General features: G+C 58.4%; 15 protein-coding genes. 9 read left to right on the top strand and 6 right to left on the bottom strand.

The window, feature by feature from the left end; all coding sequences use genetic code 11:
* Positions 1 to 14: 14 nt before the first annotated feature.
* From B2590_RS10560 to B2590_RS10540, 5 genes are all read right to left on the bottom strand, one after another.
* Positions 15 to 896: a DUF3034 family protein gene (locus B2590_RS10560; RefSeq protein ID WP_286810839.1), complete on the bottom strand. Its 882-nt coding sequence runs from the start codon at positions 894 to 896 to the stop codon at positions 15 to 17.
* A complete protein-coding gene (locus tag B2590_RS10555) occupies positions 893 to 3,268 on the bottom strand; it encodes a putative bifunctional diguanylate cyclase/phosphodiesterase (protein ID WP_286810838.1) in 2,376 nt (791 codons plus the stop codon). The genes B2590_RS10560 and B2590_RS10555 overlap by 4 nt, the downstream gene beginning before the upstream one ends.
* Positions 3,268 to 3,930, bottom strand: coding sequence for a methylamine utilization protein (locus tag B2590_RS10550; RefSeq protein ID WP_286810837.1), 663 nt, complete (start codon positions 3,928 to 3,930; stop codon positions 3,268 to 3,270). The genes B2590_RS10555 and B2590_RS10550 overlap by 1 nt, the downstream gene beginning before the upstream one ends.
* 22 nt (positions 3,931 to 3,952) lie before the next feature.
* A complete protein-coding gene (locus B2590_RS10545) occupies positions 3,953 to 4,600 on the bottom strand; it encodes a hypothetical protein (protein ID WP_286810836.1) in 648 nt (215 codons plus the stop codon).
* A gap of 200 nt (positions 4,601 to 4,800) precedes the next feature.
* Positions 4,801 to 6,072 carry an MATE family efflux transporter gene (locus B2590_RS10540; protein ID WP_286810835.1) on the bottom strand — a complete coding sequence of 424 codons (1,272 nt, stop codon included), beginning with the start codon at positions 6,070 to 6,072 and terminating at the stop codon, positions 4,801 to 4,803.
* 263 nt (positions 6,073 to 6,335) lie between these two features.
* Between B2590_RS10540 and coxB the strand changes: the two genes are divergently transcribed.
* The 3 genes from coxB to B2590_RS10525 all read left to right on the top strand — a co-directional run bounded on the left by coxB (position 6,336) and on the right by B2590_RS10525 (position 10,098).
* Complete coding sequence (gene coxB, locus B2590_RS10535; protein ID WP_075196382.1) at positions 6,336 to 7,460, top strand: cytochrome c oxidase subunit II; 1,125 nt, start codon at positions 6,336 to 6,338, stop codon at positions 7,458 to 7,460.
* Between the two features lie 102 nt (positions 7,461 to 7,562).
* Positions 7,563 to 9,149 (top strand): cytochrome c oxidase subunit I, encoded by a 1,587-nt coding sequence (gene ctaD, locus B2590_RS10530; RefSeq protein ID WP_278368283.1) that lies wholly within the window; start codon positions 7,563 to 7,565, stop codon positions 9,147 to 9,149.
* A 61-nt stretch (positions 9,150 to 9,210) separates the two neighbouring features.
* Positions 9,211 to 10,098: a cytochrome c oxidase subunit 3 gene (locus B2590_RS10525; RefSeq protein WP_075196380.1), complete on the top strand. Its 888-nt coding sequence runs from the start codon at positions 9,211 to 9,213 to the stop codon at positions 10,096 to 10,098.
* 9 nt (positions 10,099 to 10,107) lie between these two features.
* Here the strand turns inward: B2590_RS10525 and B2590_RS10520 are convergent, their stop codons facing one another.
* On the bottom strand, positions 10,108 to 10,311 hold the full coding sequence (locus B2590_RS10520) for a twin transmembrane helix small protein (RefSeq protein WP_007152938.1): 204 nt from the start codon (positions 10,309 to 10,311) through the stop codon (positions 10,108 to 10,110).
* 50 nt (positions 10,312 to 10,361) lie between these two features.
* Between B2590_RS10520 and B2590_RS10515 the strand changes: the two genes are divergently transcribed.
* From B2590_RS10515 to B2590_RS10490, 6 genes are all read left to right on the top strand, one after another.
* Entirely contained in the window at positions 10,362 to 11,102 is a 741-nt protein-coding gene (locus tag B2590_RS10515; protein ID WP_273065020.1) for an SURF1 family protein, read from the top strand.
* Positions 11,089 to 11,733 (top strand): hypothetical protein, encoded by a 645-nt coding sequence (locus B2590_RS10510; RefSeq protein WP_051946976.1) that lies wholly within the window; start codon positions 11,089 to 11,091, stop codon positions 11,731 to 11,733. Before B2590_RS10515 ends, B2590_RS10510 begins: the two co-directional genes overlap by 14 nt.
* 24 nt (positions 11,734 to 11,757) lie before the next feature.
* Positions 11,758 to 12,864 carry a COX15/CtaA family protein gene (locus B2590_RS10505; protein ID WP_369810871.1) on the top strand — a complete coding sequence of 369 codons (1,107 nt, stop codon included), beginning with the start codon at positions 11,758 to 11,760 and terminating at the stop codon, positions 12,862 to 12,864.
* A complete protein-coding gene (cyoE, locus tag B2590_RS10500; RefSeq protein WP_036207795.1) occupies positions 12,861 to 13,784 on the top strand; it encodes a heme o synthase in 924 nt (307 codons plus the stop codon). Before B2590_RS10505 ends, cyoE begins: the two co-directional genes overlap by 4 nt.
* 22 nt (positions 13,785 to 13,806) lie before the next feature.
* Complete coding sequence (locus B2590_RS10495; protein WP_036207792.1) at positions 13,807 to 14,475, top strand: SCO family protein; 669 nt, start codon at positions 13,807 to 13,809, stop codon at positions 14,473 to 14,475.
* An 83-nt stretch (positions 14,476 to 14,558) separates the two neighbouring features.
* Positions 14,559 to 15,764, top strand: coding sequence for a YbfB/YjiJ family MFS transporter (locus tag B2590_RS10490; RefSeq protein WP_278368280.1), 1,206 nt, complete (start codon positions 14,559 to 14,561; stop codon positions 15,762 to 15,764).
* The last annotated feature ends 239 nt before the right edge of the window (positions 15,765 to 16,003 follow it).

Below are 16,003 nucleotides of genomic sequence, written 5' to 3'. Positions count from 1 at the left end.
GATCTCCCGGGTTGTCAGAAACTGGCCTGCAGTGAAAGGTAGGCGCCGCGCTGGTCTTCCAGGGTGGCAACATCACCAAGATTGACCAGGGCGGCCGTGACCGACAAGCGCCTGTCGGGTACCCAGGCAACAAAGACGTCCCACCAGTCTTCCTCGGTGGCGAAACCCAGGTTGTCCGGCTTCTGGCGGTATTCCGTACCCACCAGCCACTGGCGGGTCACAAACAACCCGACGCTGCCTTCAAACATGGCCTCGTAGCTGTCGTTGCGGTCGCCGCCGAAACCCAGTAGTCCGCCCTGATTGGCCTTGGTACCGCGAACGGTAGCATTGACCAGGAGATTGCGATCCATCACCGCCGCGAAGAAGAGTTTGCTGCCTCCGACGTAGATATCGGTGCCGCTGTCATCTTCCGCGCCGATGGCGTCGGGTACGGTAAACTCGCGGTTGCGTTTGTGCAGAAGCCCGGCTGACCATTGCCCCCAGGGGCTGTAGAGGGCGTCGCCGGCGAGTCTTACTTTGAGCCCGAAAACGTCCTGTACCAGTTCGTCCTCTTCAAGGCCAAAGCCGTTTTTCAGGGTGAACACCAGGCTGTCCAGGTCCAGAGTCTGGCGCGCCAGCGTGAGCTCAACACGATTGTTCCAGGTGACGCCTGTCCCGACCACCGACAGGGTATAGTCGTCGGTTTCAGCGCGGGACAGGGTCAGCGTGCCCCCCCACTCTTCATCGCTGGCATAGCCGCCAAGCAGGGCCCAGGGTGACAGACCGCCCCCGGCGGCACCCCCGACGGACGTTACCCCACCGGTGGCCCAAAGCCTGCTGCCTGTGTCTGCGGACAGGTTTGCCGATACCGTTAATGCCAGCAAACCGGTGCTTAGTGCCCTGGCCAAGCGTGTCATGACGTGGTTTCTCCTGCGTATCTGAGTTCCTGCTGACGGTCCGTCAGCGACTGCTCTGTCTCCTTCAGGTCGCCAGCGGCAACGGGGCGGCTGAGGAAGAACCCCTGCCCGATCTCACAGCCCCAGTCCCGCAGCAGCGACCAGCTTTCGGCGTTTTCGATCCCTTCCGCGACAACCCGCAACCCCAGGCCATGGGCCATATCAATGGTGGAGCGCACGATGAGCTGGTCCTGGGGTTCGGTATTCAGGCGCAGGACGAAGGATTTGTCGATCTTGAGTTCCTGCACCGGCAGATTGCGCAATTGCGACAGCGAGGAATAGCCTGTGCCAAAGTCGTCCACCGACAGTGTGACACCGAGTTGGCGTAAGCGCCGCAGGGTTTCAAAGGCCGTTTCGGGTTCCTCCATCAGGGCGCTCTCGGTTACCTCCAGGGTGATACTGGACATGGGTAACTGCCATTGGGAAAACGCCTCGGCAACTTCCCTGGCGAGTTCCGGGCGGGTGAGGTCGAGCGCCGACAGGTTGATGGCAACACCAATATTCAGGCCCGCGGCGTGCCACTTGCTTGCATCGTTGGCAACACGGCGGAGAATGTGTCGGGTCAGGTCGGTGATCTGGCCGGATTGCTCCGCCAGGAAAATGAACTCTTCCGGTGAGATGAACCCCAGGTCCGGGTGAATCCAGCGCACCAGTGCTTCGGCCTGATGAAAGCCGGCAGACGCCATATCAAGTTTGGGCTGGTAGTTCATATGCAAGCCGTTGCTGGCAATGGCGTGGTGCAGATCAGAGATCAGCTGAAGTTCCCTCAGGTGGTTCTCATCCTGTCCTGGCTGATAATGGGTTACGGGCAGCCGGCTTTTGTGTGCCTGTTCGAACGTGAGGTTCAGACGCCTGCGAACCTGGTCGGTATCGATGGCGTCCTGGGGTAGCTGCAGCGTAACCATGGTGCAGCGAAGGGAGAACGGAGTGTTGTCGATGAACAACGGCGATTCCACGATTTCGCTGATCTTGGTGGCAAGTTTATCGAGCTCGGATTGCGGCTGGAGACCAGTCATCATCAGGAATTCGGCGCCTCCGGTCCTTGCCAGTGCTGAGCTGCCGGGCAGTGCTTCCTCCAACCTGGCCGACACCGCCTGTAAAACCTTGTCCCCGAACTCGAGGCCCAGAGTGTCATTGACGTCAGAAATATCATTGAGGCGCAGGCCCATCAGGCTGCAGGGGCGGTGGTTGTCGAATTGCTCCCGCAGGCGCGACAGAAAGGCGTTTCGATTGGGTAGCCCGGTAATTTCATCGTGGCTGGCGGCGTAGTGTATCTGCTCCTCGCGGTCCCGCAGTTTGCTCAGCATGTCGCCAAGCGCCCTGCGCAATTCGGCCAGTTCGCCGCCGGCGCGAATACGGGGAGGTGCGGGCGTGTGGCCATCGCCGATGGCCTTGGCATAGTCCGCCAGTTGCAGGACTGGTTGCCCCATGTTGCGAGCGATAATGAGCGCAATCAGGGCAGCCAGCACAAGAACGGCACTGACCAGCGTAAGAATTTCCACAGCACGCTCATAGTAGTTGCTGAGACGGGCCTCACGGTTGATCAACAGCAGCAGCTGCAGGGCCGGTGTTTCGTCCCCGGTCAGGCTTATGATGCGGGTGAAGTAATGTGTACTCTCAAGAAACTGGTTCTCGCCGGACGTCCTGGCCATGGCATTGTTCAGTTCATCCAGCCTCGATGCGTTGATGGAACCCGGGTCGGTAAGAATCTGATAACTGCCTTCTTCACCAGTGGAGGCCCTGAACAACACCTCGGTGCCGCTCAGTCGACCGATAATGTCGGTAAGATCATTGTTGATGTTAAAACCGGCAATCAGCCAGGCCCTTAATCCGGGCGCTTCCACCGGGATTGTGAGCAGTTCAAAGCCGTCTGCACCGAAAACGCTCATCTGGCTGGCAAAGCCTGTTTGTCGCGCCCTGGACAGCATTTCTGTAACCAGCGGGCTATTGGCAAACGCATCGGGCAGTCCATCGGTGTCGGCGAGAATATGTCCGTCGCTGCCAAGCAAGACGGCAAAATCGGCATTCACCCTTCGGGCCTGATTGGTCAGTGCGCTGTCCGTGGTGGCGCGATCTCCGCTGGCGACGGCAGAGCGAAAGCCGAAATCGCGGACCACAACGTCCAGCCGGGAAAGGATCAGGCTGGTGCGGCGCTCAAGCACTTCCTCTGCAACTCGTTCACCGAGACTCAGTTGCTCAAGTGCACGTACTTTCTCATCCTCGAACAGGTAAAGCATTAACAGTGCACCGATGCTCAGGCTGACGATGGCCACCATGGTGACCATGACGGTGACTAAACGTCCACGAAACCCTATTCGGCTAGCGACCGCCATCAAAGCTCCCGGAAACGTTCTTGCAGGCCATCCAGCCTGTCATCACTCGCGGGTTCCGGGGACAATTTCACCGACAGTTTGAGTGATTCGGGATAGGGTTGCTCAACGGTGAATCGGGCCATACGGGTGTTGTCTGTCAATCGGGGGTGCCATACCTGGAGCTCAATCTTACCGGACCCATCGTCTGCCGACGGCGGAATCTCAACCGTCAATCGGCCCTGTTCATCCGTTCGGCCTGAGGGTGCACTGTCGATGACCAGAATAAAGGCCTGCATGTGGTCATGGATGTTGCAACCAATTTCCACCACACCGGTCTTGTTGAAGACAACCGGTTCTGTTGGTCGTCCGGCGTATAACTCAATGTTAAATGTCTTGGCGGGTGAGAATGAGTAGACGTGGTGCTGGGTGTTGTCCTGGTTGGGAAAGTCCACCTGGGAATGCTTGGGTATGATCAGCGTATGAGGGTGAAAGTTTCGGTTTTTCTGAACAATTTCAGCCTCTATGGGCGATTCCGTAGGGCCGTTTTCCAGAATCACCACGGCATTGGCGACCGGCTTTCCTGACAGGTTATCGGTCAGTTGAAGAGGTACGGTGTTGGTCTCGGTGCCGTTGCAGAGAGAGCCTGCAAGCAACAGAAACAGGGTTACGGTCAGCTTGTACATCAATGTTGTTCATCCGTATTTTCTAAAGACCCGCTCCTAACGACAAACGTATGTGGTTACGGACCAGCAGGTTTTCCCAATAGTGTCTCATCCAGTCCCATGCAACGTTCCTTGTCTGTTCTACGAACGGGTCCAGGTTCAGTTCGTAATAGTCCGGTGAGCCGGCAATCTGCAACACGGTGACGGTGATGGACTGGTCCAGTTCGTTGGCGAACGGTTCGCCGATCAACTGATGCGCCAGCAGATTTGCCCGTGTTGCCTCCACGTCGACCAGTTCGCTGGCGCGGGTGGAGCGGTTGTTTTCGTACATTTCCTCCATCAGGCGGTGGCAGAGATAGGCTCGTATCAGAAGCCCGTCAAGGCCATCATAACGTACCAGAAGAACGGATGGTTGGGTAAAATAACCGATCGCTGCCTCTACAAACGGCGCAAACAGCTCGGCCTTACGAGCTTCTCTTGCGCAGGCTTCCACGCATTCAATCAGTCGGGGCGCCATTTCGATGTACTCAATGGCAAACTGGAACAGGCAGGTCGCTGGCTGGTAACCGTCAATGGTGATGGTGGCAGGCAGCGACGATGCCCTCTCCCGCATCTGCTTTAGAAAGGTGCCGGAGCGGGCTTCCTGCCTTCGGGCCTGATCAATGATGTCGAGAACTACCTTTGGTGTCATTTCAGGAGAAGCCGGTCTCTGAACGGAATGGGGTCGCAAGGCGCCTCCCGTTATACGCTTGGGATCGTCAGGGGCATGGGAAGCGGCTGGCTACCGCAACATGCCTGCCTTTTCTCACAAGTGTAGACGAGTTTTGACAGGCTGCTGTGGTGTGAGCATTAAACCTGAACAGGTTGTACCTAGTTTGTCAGCACACTCCCTTACTGCCCTGAAAACCAGCGATCGTGCCGTGAATGGCTCAAAAACAGCCAACCCATGGAAACTGCCCGTGCCAGCATCAGGCAGATCAGCGAGAACCACAGTCCATGATTACCCCACCCGGTCGTCAGCCACCAGACCGGCAGGAAAACCACCAGTGCTGAAAACAGCATCGTGTTCTGCATGTCTCGCGTTCGGGTTGCGCCGATAAACACGCCATCCAGAAGGAAGCCCCACACCGAGGCCAGCGGTAGCATCCATAACCACGGTAGATAATCCCACGCGGTTGCGCGCACTTCCTCGATACCTGTTAGCAAGCCAATGAGGAAGCGCCCGCCAAGAACAAAGGCGACGGTAAACAGCACGGAACCCCACAACGACCACCGGAATGCCACCCGAAAGACATTTTTGAACTGGCGCCGATTGTTTCTTCCCACCGCTTCACCAATCAGTGCCTCGGCGGCATTGGCAAAGCCGTCAAGGCCGTTGGAAATGATCAGTAGAAAGGTAATCAGCACCGCGTTGGCGGCCAGTATGGTATCGCCCTGTCGCGCACCCTGTGCGGTGAAGAAGGCCAGCACCAGAAGCAGGGCAATGGTGCGCACCATGATGTACCGGTTGACCTGTAATATTCTGAGGTAGTCCCGCAGCTGCCCGAACAGCGCCCGCTCAAACCCCTGACCGTCCGGCATGCGTTTCAGCACCATGTAGAACCCGATGGCGGCCGCCGAGTACTCTGCCATCACGGTGGCCATGGCAACGCCCCGGCTGTTCCAGCCAAAACCGGTCACAAAGAGCACATCGAGAACAATGTTGAGCCCGTTGGCCACAATCAGCATGACCATGGGGCCTCGCGCGTACTGAGTGCCTATCAGCCAGCCCACCAGCGTGTATTGGCAGAGCACGGCCGGTGCGCTCCAGATACGGATGCTGGCGTACTCTGCTGCCAGCGCGGCAACACGTTCACTGGGGTTCATCAGCGTCAGGCCCAGTTTGATCAACGGCTGATGGAACAGAATCAGCAACAGGCCGATACCGATAGCCAGCAACACGGAGCGTAGCAGCAGGGCAATCTGCGCAAACTCATCGCGTTTGCCCCAGGCCTGGGCAGCCAGCCCCGTCGTGCCCATGCGCATAAAGCCAAAGGTCCAGTAGAGGATGCTGAACAGGTTTGCGCCCACCGCGACAGCCCCCAGATATTCCGGTGTATCGAGGTGTCCCAGCACGGCCGTATCCACAAGCCCCAGCAGCGGCACAGTGAGATTGGTGAGCATCAGTGGCCAGGCCAGCGCCCAGAGCCTGCGGTCGGTGGTGGCGAGTTGCGGAGCGGATTCTATGGGAATGAGAGGCCTTCCTTCTTTAATACATTTATGGGTGGACGGACTTTCGCATTTTTTTGATCTGTGTCTATACTGGGTTGTGTATTATCCATAGCAGACTTCCACCCTGACTTGGATAGTGTGTGCGAGCACTGTCTGGAACAGGGGGATTGGACGCAAAATCCGACAAGAATAACACTCTGTGGAGACACAGTATTATGCGCGTGCACGCTAAGCGGGCAGGTGTCCTCTTGGGCGGGCTTATGACGCCAGCGTTGTCCATGGCGGACTGGACGCTGAACATGAGTCCCGGGGTCACCGGTACCAGCAATGAAATCTTCAGCCTTCACATGACGATCCTCTGGATCTGCGTTGTCATCGGCATCGTGGTGTTTGGGGTCATGTTCTGGTCCATCTTCGCCCATCGCAAGTCCCCGGGCCGAAAACCGGCAAACTTTCACGAGAATACCCTGGTCGAGATTCTCTGGACCATCATTCCCCTCGTGATTCTGGTGGTAATGGCGATTCCTGCCACTGCAACGCTTGTGGACATGTACGACACCAGCGAAGCTGACGTAGACATCAAGGTCACCGGCTATCAGTGGCGCTGGAAATACGACTACATAGAGGATGATTTTGGATACTTTTCCAATATCACCACCAGCGATGACGAAATCTACAACCGCACCGAGAAAACCGAGAACTACCTGCTGGAAGTAGACAACCCGATGGTAGTGCCTGTTGGAGCGAAAATCCGCCTGTTGGTCACCGCCAATGATGTTATCCACTCCTGGTGGGTGCCTGCCTTCGGCGTGAAAAAGGACGCCATTCCCGGCTTTGTGAACGAAACCTGGACCAGGGTCGACGAGCCCGGTATCTATCGTGGTCAATGCACCGAGCTGTGTGGCGTAAAACACGGTTTCATGCCTGTGGTGGTCAAGGCGGTGCCTCAGGACGAATACGATGCCTGGGTGGCTGAGCAGAAGGAGGCGGCCCAGCGTGAGCGTGAGCTGACCGAGAAAGACTGGACCCTGGAAGAGCTGATGGCACGTGGCGAAAAAGCCTATGCCAGCGCGTGTGCTGCCTGCCACCAGGCGGACGGTAGCGGTGCGCCGCCAGCATTCCCGGCTCTGAAGGGCAGTAAAGTCGTGACCGAAGACATGCAGGCGCATATGGATATTGTTGTAAACGGCGTTTCCGGCACCGCCATGCAGGCGTTTGGCGGTCAGCTGAGCGAAGTCGACCTCGCAGCGGTCATCACCTATGAGCGGAATGCCTGGGGTAATGACACCGGTGAAATGGTGACGCCAAAAGAAGTCTTCGAGTACAAGAATCAGGAATGATGAACCGGGTGGGGTGGAGCGAAGGCTCCAGTCCACCCTATCCAATGACGCCAGATTAATGACATCACCAGCCTGAATATACGGCGGTAACGGGGGTTTTTCATGAGTGCGGTTGCAGATACCCACGCCCAGGACGATCATCACCACGGCCCCGCAAAGGGTTTTTCTCGGTGGCTGCTGACGACCAACCACAAAGATATCGGGACCATGTACCTGATATTCAGTTTCACGATGTTCCTGCTCGGCGGAACCATGGCCATGGTGATCCGGGCTGAACTGTTCCAGCCGGGCCTACAGATTGTCGAGCCGGAATTTTTCAACCAGATGACCACTATGCATGGTCTGATCATGGTGTTCGGCGCGGTTATGCCGGCCTTCGTTGGCCTTGCCAACTGGATGATTCCGCTGATGGTGGGCGCGCCTGACATGGCGCTGCCACGAATGAACAACTGGAGCTTCTGGCTCCTGCCGTGCGCCTTTCTGATTCTGGTATCCACACTGTTCATGCAGGGCGGTGCGCCCAACTTCGGCTGGACCTTCTACGCGCCGTTGTCGACGACCTACGGCCCGCCCAGTACCACGTTCTTTATCTTCGCCATTCACATCATGGGTGTGTCGTCGATCATGGGTGCTATCAACGTGATCGCCACCATCCTGAACATGCGGGCGCCGGGCATGACACTGATGAAGATGCCCCTGTTCGTCTGGACCTGGCTGATCACGGCGTTCCTGTTGATTGCTGTCATGCCAGTTCTGGCAGGCGTCGTCACCATGATGCTGATGGACATTAACTTCGGCACCAGTTTCTTTGATGCTTCTGGTGGTGGCGACCCGGTGCTGTTCCAGCATGTGTTCTGGTTCTTCGGGCACCCGGAGGTCTATATCATGATCCTGCCGGCCTTCGGTGCGGTGTCGCATATCATCCCGGCGTTTTCCCGTAAGCCCCTGTTTGGTTACGCCTCCATGGTATATGCGGTGGGCGCCATCGCCCTACTGTCGTTTGTGGTCTGGGCTCACCACATGTTCACCGTCGGTATTCCCATCGCCGGGCAGCTGTTCTTCATGTACGCCACCATGTTGATTGCCGTGCCCACGGGCGTGAAGGTGTTCAACTGGGTGGCGACCATGTTCCGGGGGTCACTGACCTTCGAGGCGCCGATGCTGTTTGCGGTCGCCTTCGTCATCCTGTTTACCATCGGCGGTTTCTCCGGCCTGATGCTGGCCATTGCACCGGCTGACTTCCAGTATCACGATACCTACTTCGTGGTAGCACACTTCCACTACGTACTGGTACCGGGCGCCATCTTCGGCATCTTTGCCTCGGCGTATTTCTGGCTGCCCAAGTGGACCGGCCATATGTACGACGAAACACTGGGCAAGACGCATTTCTGGCTGTCGTTCATCGGTATGAACCTGGCCTTCTTCCCGATGCACTTCCTCGGTTTGGCGGGTATGCCGCGGCGTATTCCGGATTACGCGCTGCAGTTTGCCGACTTCAACATGGTGTCCAGCATTGGCGCATTCATGTTTGGTGCCAGTCAGATCCTGTTCCTGGTGATTGTGGTCAAGTGCATCAAAGGCGGTGAAAAGGCCTCTGCCCAGCCGTGGGACGGTGCCGAAGGCCTTGAGTGGACAGTGCCCTCTCCGGCGCCCTACCACACCTTTGCCACGCCGCCGGAAGTGAAGTGAAACAGAGGCTGACTGGCGCCCACAACAACAAACGATAACGGATAAGCCATCGGAGATTGTCATGGCGGAAAACCAGACGTACTACGTTCCGGAACAGAGCAAGTGGCCGATTGTCGCCACCGTCGGGCTGGGGGTTACCCTCTACGGCGCGGCGGCCATTATGGTGAACGGCCAGCAGGGTGAGAGCACCACCGGCTCCTGGGTGATGTTCTTGATCGGTTCCCTGATCATGGCCTACATGCTGTTTGGATGGTTCGGGACCGTCATCAAGGAAAGCCGGTCAGGCCTGTACAGCCCACAGATGGATCGTTCCTTCCGCTGGGGTATGAGCTGGTTCATTTTTTCCGAGGTCATGTTCTTCGCGGCTTTCTTCGGTGCCCTGTTCTACACCCGGATGTTCGCGGTGCCCTGGCTTGGCGGTGAAGGCGACCGTGGCAGTTCCAATATCCTCTGGGAAGGTTTCCAGGCGACATGGCCGCTGATCAACAATCCTGACCCCGACGCTTACCCGGCACCGGAAGGCATTATCGGCCCCTGGGGTTTGCCACTGATCAACACCATTCTGCTGGTGACGTCGTCCTTTACGGTTACGGTTGCGCACCATGCCCTCAAGGAAGACAACCGCAAGAAGGTCAAACTCTGGCTGAGCGCCACCATTGCGCTGGCGCTGATCTTTGTGTGTGTCCAGGGCTATGAATACGCTCACGCCTATCAGGATCTGAACCTGACCCTGCAGTCCGGCATTTATGGCAGCACCTTCTTCATGCTGACCGGGTTTCACGGCGCCCATGTGATACTGGGTACCCTGATGCTCACGATCATGTTGATCCGCATACACAAAGGCCATTTCACCGGCGATTACCACTTTGGTTTCGAGGCGTCGGCGTGGTACTGGCACTTCGTGGATGTGGTCTGGCTCGGGCTGTTCGTCTTCGTTTACGTGCTCTGACGACGCGCGTCAGGGGGTCGGATTCAGGGTCAGGCCCCCTTGCCATACCGAAATCAGAATGACTGCCAGCAGCAGTACGCTGAGGGCGACCCGCAACGCCAGGGAATTCAGGACACGGTTCGTTTTCCCGCCATCCCGGATCAGGAAGAACAGACCGCTGAACAGGCTCACCAGAACGGCCAGCATGAGTACGACAATGAGAATCTTCAGCATGGGAAATCCTGTAAACGGGAATGTAGATCCAGAGCCCACTATAGCAGAGCATGTCTGATCCAACCGATCGTTCTCGTCGCCAATGGCACTTCGATTGGCGCCTGTTGGTGTTCGCCGGCTTCTTTCTGCCGGTACTGTTAGGCTTGGGGATCTGGCAGCTGGAGCGAGCAGGAGAGAAACAGGCCCAGCTTGAACAGTGGCAGCAACAGGCCGGAAACCTGAGCTGGTCGCAACATCTGGCGGCCGGCCTCGAAGCCGGGCAACCAGTGACACTGTCCGGCCGTTACAGCGAGGTATCCTGGCTCCTCGATAACCGTACACGCGATGGCGCGCCGGGCTATGAGGTACTGACCCTGTTCCACCCGGTTCAGGGCCGCCCGGTGGTTGTGAATCGCGGTTGGGTACAAGCTCCCCGGCGACGTGATCAACTGCCCGATGTCAGTTATCCGTCCGGAGAGCTTAGTGTGAAGGGGCGGTTGAGTGAGTTTCCGGAACCCCCGGTGCTCAAGTCCGTGCCATCTGACAACGCGGGCTGGCCGAAGCGAACACAGTCGCTGTCCCACGGGCAGGCTCGGGAAATTGAGAGTGATGTTGCCAGCCTGGTACTCAGGCTTTCCGGGCCGGAGCAACCTGGCGCCTACCGCGCCGACTGGGCTCCAGACCGGATGGGGCCGCAAACCCATTATGGATATGCCGTGCAATGGTTTTCACTGGCCATCGCGCTGGTTATATTGACGGTCGTAGCGAGCTATCGCAAAACAGGAGTCCGTAATCACAATGACAACGGCTGAGCGCATGGACCAGAAAGACCCGGACGACAACGTCTCTCCGGAGCAGGTACGCCGCGGCAGGCGAACCGCCCTTTTACTGTTTGCCATCGGTTTCGGTCCGATGATTTTTGCCACTATCATGTACTACACCGGCTGGCTGAATCCTGCCGGCAATAGCAATAATGGCGAGCTGATCCAGCCGCCGGCGCCCCTGGCTCAAATGCAGCTTCAGGGAGCCAGCGGCAACCCGCTTGTCGACCGCTTTGGCCCTGACGAACCCGACGCCGAATGGATGATGGTGGTGGTTTCCGAGCAATGCGCCTCGGAGTGTGAAGAGCTTCTGTATCTGGCGCGCCAGGTCAATATTGCCCTGGGCAAGAATGCTAACCGGGTAAATCGTTCGGCCTGGCTCGGCACTATCCCTGACGATCTTTCGGCTCGCTGGAGCGACGAATACAGCTCCATGGAACGGCTGAGTATCCTGGAGGGCCGCGCTCCGAAATGGCCGTCCGGCATCAACCCGGAGCACCAGCCACGGATTCTGCTGGTGGACCCCTTTGGTAACGTGATCATGCACTACGGCACCGAACACACGGGAAAGGATATGCTGAAGGATCTGAAACACCTGTTGAAGCTGTCACAGATCGGCTGACCATCAGTAACCGGAGATGCCCCGTTGAACACCACCCAACCCCGTCTTTCCCGCCCGGCCCACCTCATGGCGCGCTGGTCGCTACTGGCCACCCTGCTAGCGGTGGTCGTCATCATGCTTGGGGCCTGGACCCGATTGGTGGACGCGGGCCTTGGCTGTCCGGACTGGCCCGGTTGTTACGGGTTTCTGACGGTGCCCCATGATGAGTCGCGGATGGCCATCGCCAATGCGCGCTTTCCCGACACGCCCGTCGACGTGGAAAAAGGCTGGCCTGAAATGATCCACCGATACGCCGCCGGCACGCTGGGGCTGGTGGTGTTTGGCCTGGCGGCCTACGCGTTCCGTCATCGTCGTGACGGCGTGCCGCTTCGGTTGCCACTGTTTATTGCTGCCTTCATTCTGCTCCAGGGCGCCTTCGGCATGTGGACAGTGACCCTGAAGCTCTGGCCGCAGGTGGTTGCCCTGCACCTGTTAGGGGGCTTTACCACCCTGAGCCTGCTGACACTGCTCACGCTTCGCCTACGCCGTAGACCGCAACCTGAAGGGGAATCACCCGGCGCAGGCCGGCCCCCCGGGTTGCGCCGTTTCCGGCCGTGGCTATACGGTGGTCTGGCGCTGGTTGTTATGCAAATTGCACTGGGGGCCTGGACAGCGGCCAACTACGCTGCTGTGGCCTGTACTGACCTGCCCACCTGCCAGGGCGAATGGTGGCCGGCTGAGATGGACTTCCAGCATGGGTTCGATGTCACCCAGCATGTGGGGCCGAATTACCTGGGCGGGCAGCTAACGGCTGACGGTCGTGTCGCCATCCATGTCAGTCACCGGCTGGGAGCGATGATAGTGCTTGCGTACTTCACGGTTTTTCTGGCATTACTGTGGCGCAGGACAAAGCGAACACCACTGGCGTGGCATGTGCAGCTGGTGGCCGTGGCCCTGGTTGCGCAGATTGCGCTGGGCCTGGCCAACATTGTGTTTCATATACCCCTGTCAGTGGCGGTGGCGCACAACGCGATGGGCGCAGGGCTTTTGCTGGCAGTGATCAATCTGCTCTGGCGATTTCATCAACAGGCCCTGCCAGAGGCAGCGAAAACAGAACCTACAACAACAATCGAGCGAGAGGTGACGGCATGAGCGAGCACGTAAAGGCGCTGCCGGCGCAGGGAACGACCAACGAGTCCGCTGCCGCGGGCATTTCCTGGCGGGATTTTCTGGAGCTGACCAAGCCCACTGTGGTGGCGATGATGATCCTCACCTCAGTCATAGGCATGCTACTGGCCACACCGGGCGTGCCGGGTTGGGAGGTTATGCTCTACGGTAACCTGGGCATCGCCCTGCTGGCGGGCGCGGCAGCCGTGGTCAATCACGTGGTGGATCAGAAAATCGACACGGTCATGGCCCGTACCCGCAAACGGCCCGTCGCCACCGGGAAAATCTCGCCGCTGGACGCACTGCTGTTCGCAACCGTGCTGGCGGTTGCCGGCATGGTCATCCTGGTGTGGCAGGTGAATGCGCTGACAGCCTGGCTGACCCTGGCGTCACTGGTGGGGTATGCGGGCGTCTACACCCTGTTTCTCAAGCGTATGACCCCGCAGAACATCGTTATCGGTGGCCTGGCCGGCGCGATGCCGCCTTTGCTGGGCTGGACCGCGGTGACCGGGCAGGTGGAAGGCCACGCCCTGTTGCTGGTGCTGATCATCTTCGCCTGGACGCCACCGCATTTCTGGGCACTGGCCATCCATCGCAAGGAAGAATACGCCAAGGCCGGTATTCCCATGCTGCCAGTCACCCATGGCAACAAGTACACAGAGTTACATATACTCCTGTACACCCTGATGCTGCTTGCTGTCAGCCTGCTGCCGTTTGTCACCGGTATGTCTGGCGTTATCTATCTGGTGGGTGCACTGGCCCTCGGCCTGCGTTTCCTGCAGTATGCCGTACGGTTGCTCAGAGGTGATGACCGTCGTGTTGCGCTCAACACCTTCAAATATTCCATCACCTATCTGATGGCCCTGTTTGTGGTGCTGCTGGTCGACCACTTTGTGTTTTTCTGAATGCTGATTTACCGGAGATTTCATGGACCGTTCGATTCGCCTGACGCTGATCCTGCTGCTGTTGGTTGTCGTGCTGATCTTCGGGCTGGTGGTTGGACGGCAGGTGTTGCTGGTCGGAAATGACCAGCCTTCACCCCCGCCGGAACTCAGCAGTATCAACGCCTACGTGTACGAAAACAGTCGTAAACTTGCAGAGTTCGAGCTGCTTAACGAACAGGGCGAAACGGTCACCCGGGACAGCCTGAAGGGCAAATGGACGTTTGCTTTCGTTGGTTATACCAATTGCCCGGACATCTGCCCCGCTGCCATGGCGACCCTGCGCAAAACCGACAAAATGCTACCGGAGGAGCTACCGCAGCCGGAGTTCCTGTTGATTTCCGCCGACCCGGAACACGATACGCCCCAGAGACTGAAAGACTATGTGGGCTTTTTCGGCGACGACTTTCACGGCCTGACTGGCGACATTGAGACACTAAGAGAGCTCGCCAGAAGCATGAACGCGGTTTTCTCCCAACGTCAGGTGGATGGCGAACGGCTGGTGGAACACAGCGGGCATTTCACGCTGATCAACCCGGACGGCGAAATGACCGCCGTGCTTCAGCCTCCCCACAAGCCGGAAGACCTGGTTGAGGCCTATCGTGAGATCTACGAGTGGGCCCGGGAAAATCATCCGCGAGCGTCCCAGTCATGACCCTGCGCTCCTCGCTTTGACTCGGCTGACTTCCTGCTCCCACTGACTTAGACTGCCTACCGGCTTTCCCCAGGGGTTCTGTGATGCCAAATTCCCACCCTTCCTGCACACCGCCGCGGGATCTTTATCTGGTCGTGGTAGCGGGTGCCATCCTGTTGCTGGTCACCCATGGCCTGGGCCGTTTCATCTACACGCCGCTATTGCCGTATCTGGTGGACGATGGCCAGATCACTGCCGGGCAGGGTGCTGCGGTGGCCACCTGGAACTACCTTGGCTACCTCCTTGGCGCCTTGCTGGCCATCCGCTGGCACACCATCAGCCACATTCGCATGCTGCTGCCAGCGTCCCTCGCGGTTCACCTGTTGACCACCCTTGCGATGACACAGACTGACCACCTTGGGGCCATGTCCACCGCCCGCCTGTTTAACGGCATCGCCAACGGCGTTGTCTTTGTCCAGGCTCCGGCGTTGATCCTGGAATGGCTGGTGCTGCGCAACCGCGCCACTCTGAGTGGGCATCTCTACATTGGTGTAGGCCTGGGCCTTTTGGTATCAAGTGGCCTGGTCAGCTCCAGCGCCCACTGGCTTGAGGGAACTGAACGCTGGTGGCCTGCCGTCGTGCTTTCCATCCCCCTGGCCTGGTGGGCCACGGCGCGGTTACTCCGACTGGACGTACCGGTGAGGGCGCAAAGCGACGGCGAAACCCCGCCGGGAAAATCGCCCCTGTTTGACCGGGCAAGTGTGCCCCTGTTTCTCTCCTACGCCGGGGCTGGTCTCGGTTACATACTGCCGATGACGTTCTTGCCATTGCTGGCCAAGGACCAGTTACCGGCCGACCACTGGCTGCTGGATGGCGCCTGGTTCCTGGCGGCTGTGGCGACGATCCTGTCACCCTCGATATGGAACTATCTTGGTGCAAAAATCGGCGATCTCCCTGCATTGCGCATGAATTTCGTGGTACAGCTTGCCGGCGTCCTGGCAGCAGTGATCTTGCCTGGTGCCTTGGGCCTGGCGGTTTGTGCCGCCCTGGTGGGCAGCACGTTCGTGGGTACGGTGATGCTCACCCAACGCATCGGCCGGGCCCTGCATCCGCACCAGGGGCCGCGACTGTCAGCGGCAATGGTGTCGGTCTACGGCTTCACCCAGATGGCCGGCCCGTGGCTCACCAAGCAATGGCTGGAAGCCGGTGGTACCCTGACCACGGCCTTTGGCATCGGGGTGGTGGCGTTGGCTCTTGGAGCGGTGTTTGCGTTTTTTGTGCCTTTGCCTGGGGGGGGCTGGCAGGACTGATCGTTAGGGGGCATGAGCGGGGTGGTGGAATTATTTTCCTTGGGAATGGAACTCGCTTCGCTCAGACACCCATTCCTGGCGGAAAATAATTCCACCACCCCACTCTTATGTAACGCACAGTTATCGCGTCTGAGGAGGTATGAGCATCGCTGTTTCGTACAAACCGGAGCAGGCCCATAGTACGCTTTTGAGAAATCGACGAGTTACCTAAGGGTGTGGGTGTGTTTTATCTTTCAATA

The organism is Marinobacter sp. UBA3604 (genome assembly GCF_002375325.1).
GTDB lineage: Bacteria > Pseudomonadota > Gammaproteobacteria > Pseudomonadales > Oleiphilaceae > Marinobacter > Marinobacter salarius.
The sequence above is the reverse complement of the archived record's forward strand: the minus strand, read 5'-3'. Positions and strand labels throughout refer to the sequence as shown.

Coding starts and splice junctions, on each gene's coding strand:
- B2590_RS10510 (WP_051946976.1), top strand. CDS start 11,089: ATGACAACGGCTGAGCGCATGGACCAGAAAGACCCGGACGACAACGTC.
- B2590_RS10490 (WP_278368280.1), top strand. CDS start 14,559: ATGCCAAATTCCCACCCTTCCTGCACACCGCCGCGGGATCTTTATCTG.
- coxB (WP_075196382.1), top strand. CDS start 6,336: ATGCGCGTGCACGCTAAGCGGGCAGGTGTCCTCTTGGGCGGGCTTATG.
- B2590_RS10560 (WP_286810839.1), bottom strand. CDS start 896: ATGACACGCTTGGCCAGGGCACTAAGCACCGGTTTGCTGGCATTAACG.
- B2590_RS10555 (WP_286810838.1), bottom strand. CDS start 3,268: ATGGCGGTCGCTAGCCGAATAGGGTTTCGTGGACGTTTAGTCACCGTC.
- B2590_RS10550 (WP_286810837.1), bottom strand. CDS start 3,930: ATGTACAAGCTGACCGTAACCCTGTTTCTGTTGCTTGCAGGCTCTCTC.
- B2590_RS10515 (WP_273065020.1), top strand. CDS start 10,362: ATGTCTGATCCAACCGATCGTTCTCGTCGCCAATGGCACTTCGATTGG.
- B2590_RS10525 (WP_075196380.1), top strand. CDS start 9,211: ATGGCGGAAAACCAGACGTACTACGTTCCGGAACAGAGCAAGTGGCCG.
- cyoE (WP_036207795.1), top strand. CDS start 12,861: ATGAGCGAGCACGTAAAGGCGCTGCCGGCGCAGGGAACGACCAACGAG.
- ctaD (WP_278368283.1), top strand. CDS start 7,563: ATGAGTGCGGTTGCAGATACCCACGCCCAGGACGATCATCACCACGGC.
- B2590_RS10495 (WP_036207792.1), top strand. CDS start 13,807: ATGGACCGTTCGATTCGCCTGACGCTGATCCTGCTGCTGTTGGTTGTC.
- B2590_RS10540 (WP_286810835.1), bottom strand. CDS start 6,072: ATGCTCACCAATCTCACTGTGCCGCTGCTGGGGCTTGTGGATACGGCC.
- B2590_RS10520 (WP_007152938.1), bottom strand. CDS start 10,311: ATGCTGAAGATTCTCATTGTCGTACTCATGCTGGCCGTTCTGGTGAGC.
- B2590_RS10545 (WP_286810836.1), bottom strand. CDS start 4,600: ATGACACCAAAGGTAGTTCTCGACATCATTGATCAGGCCCGAAGGCAG.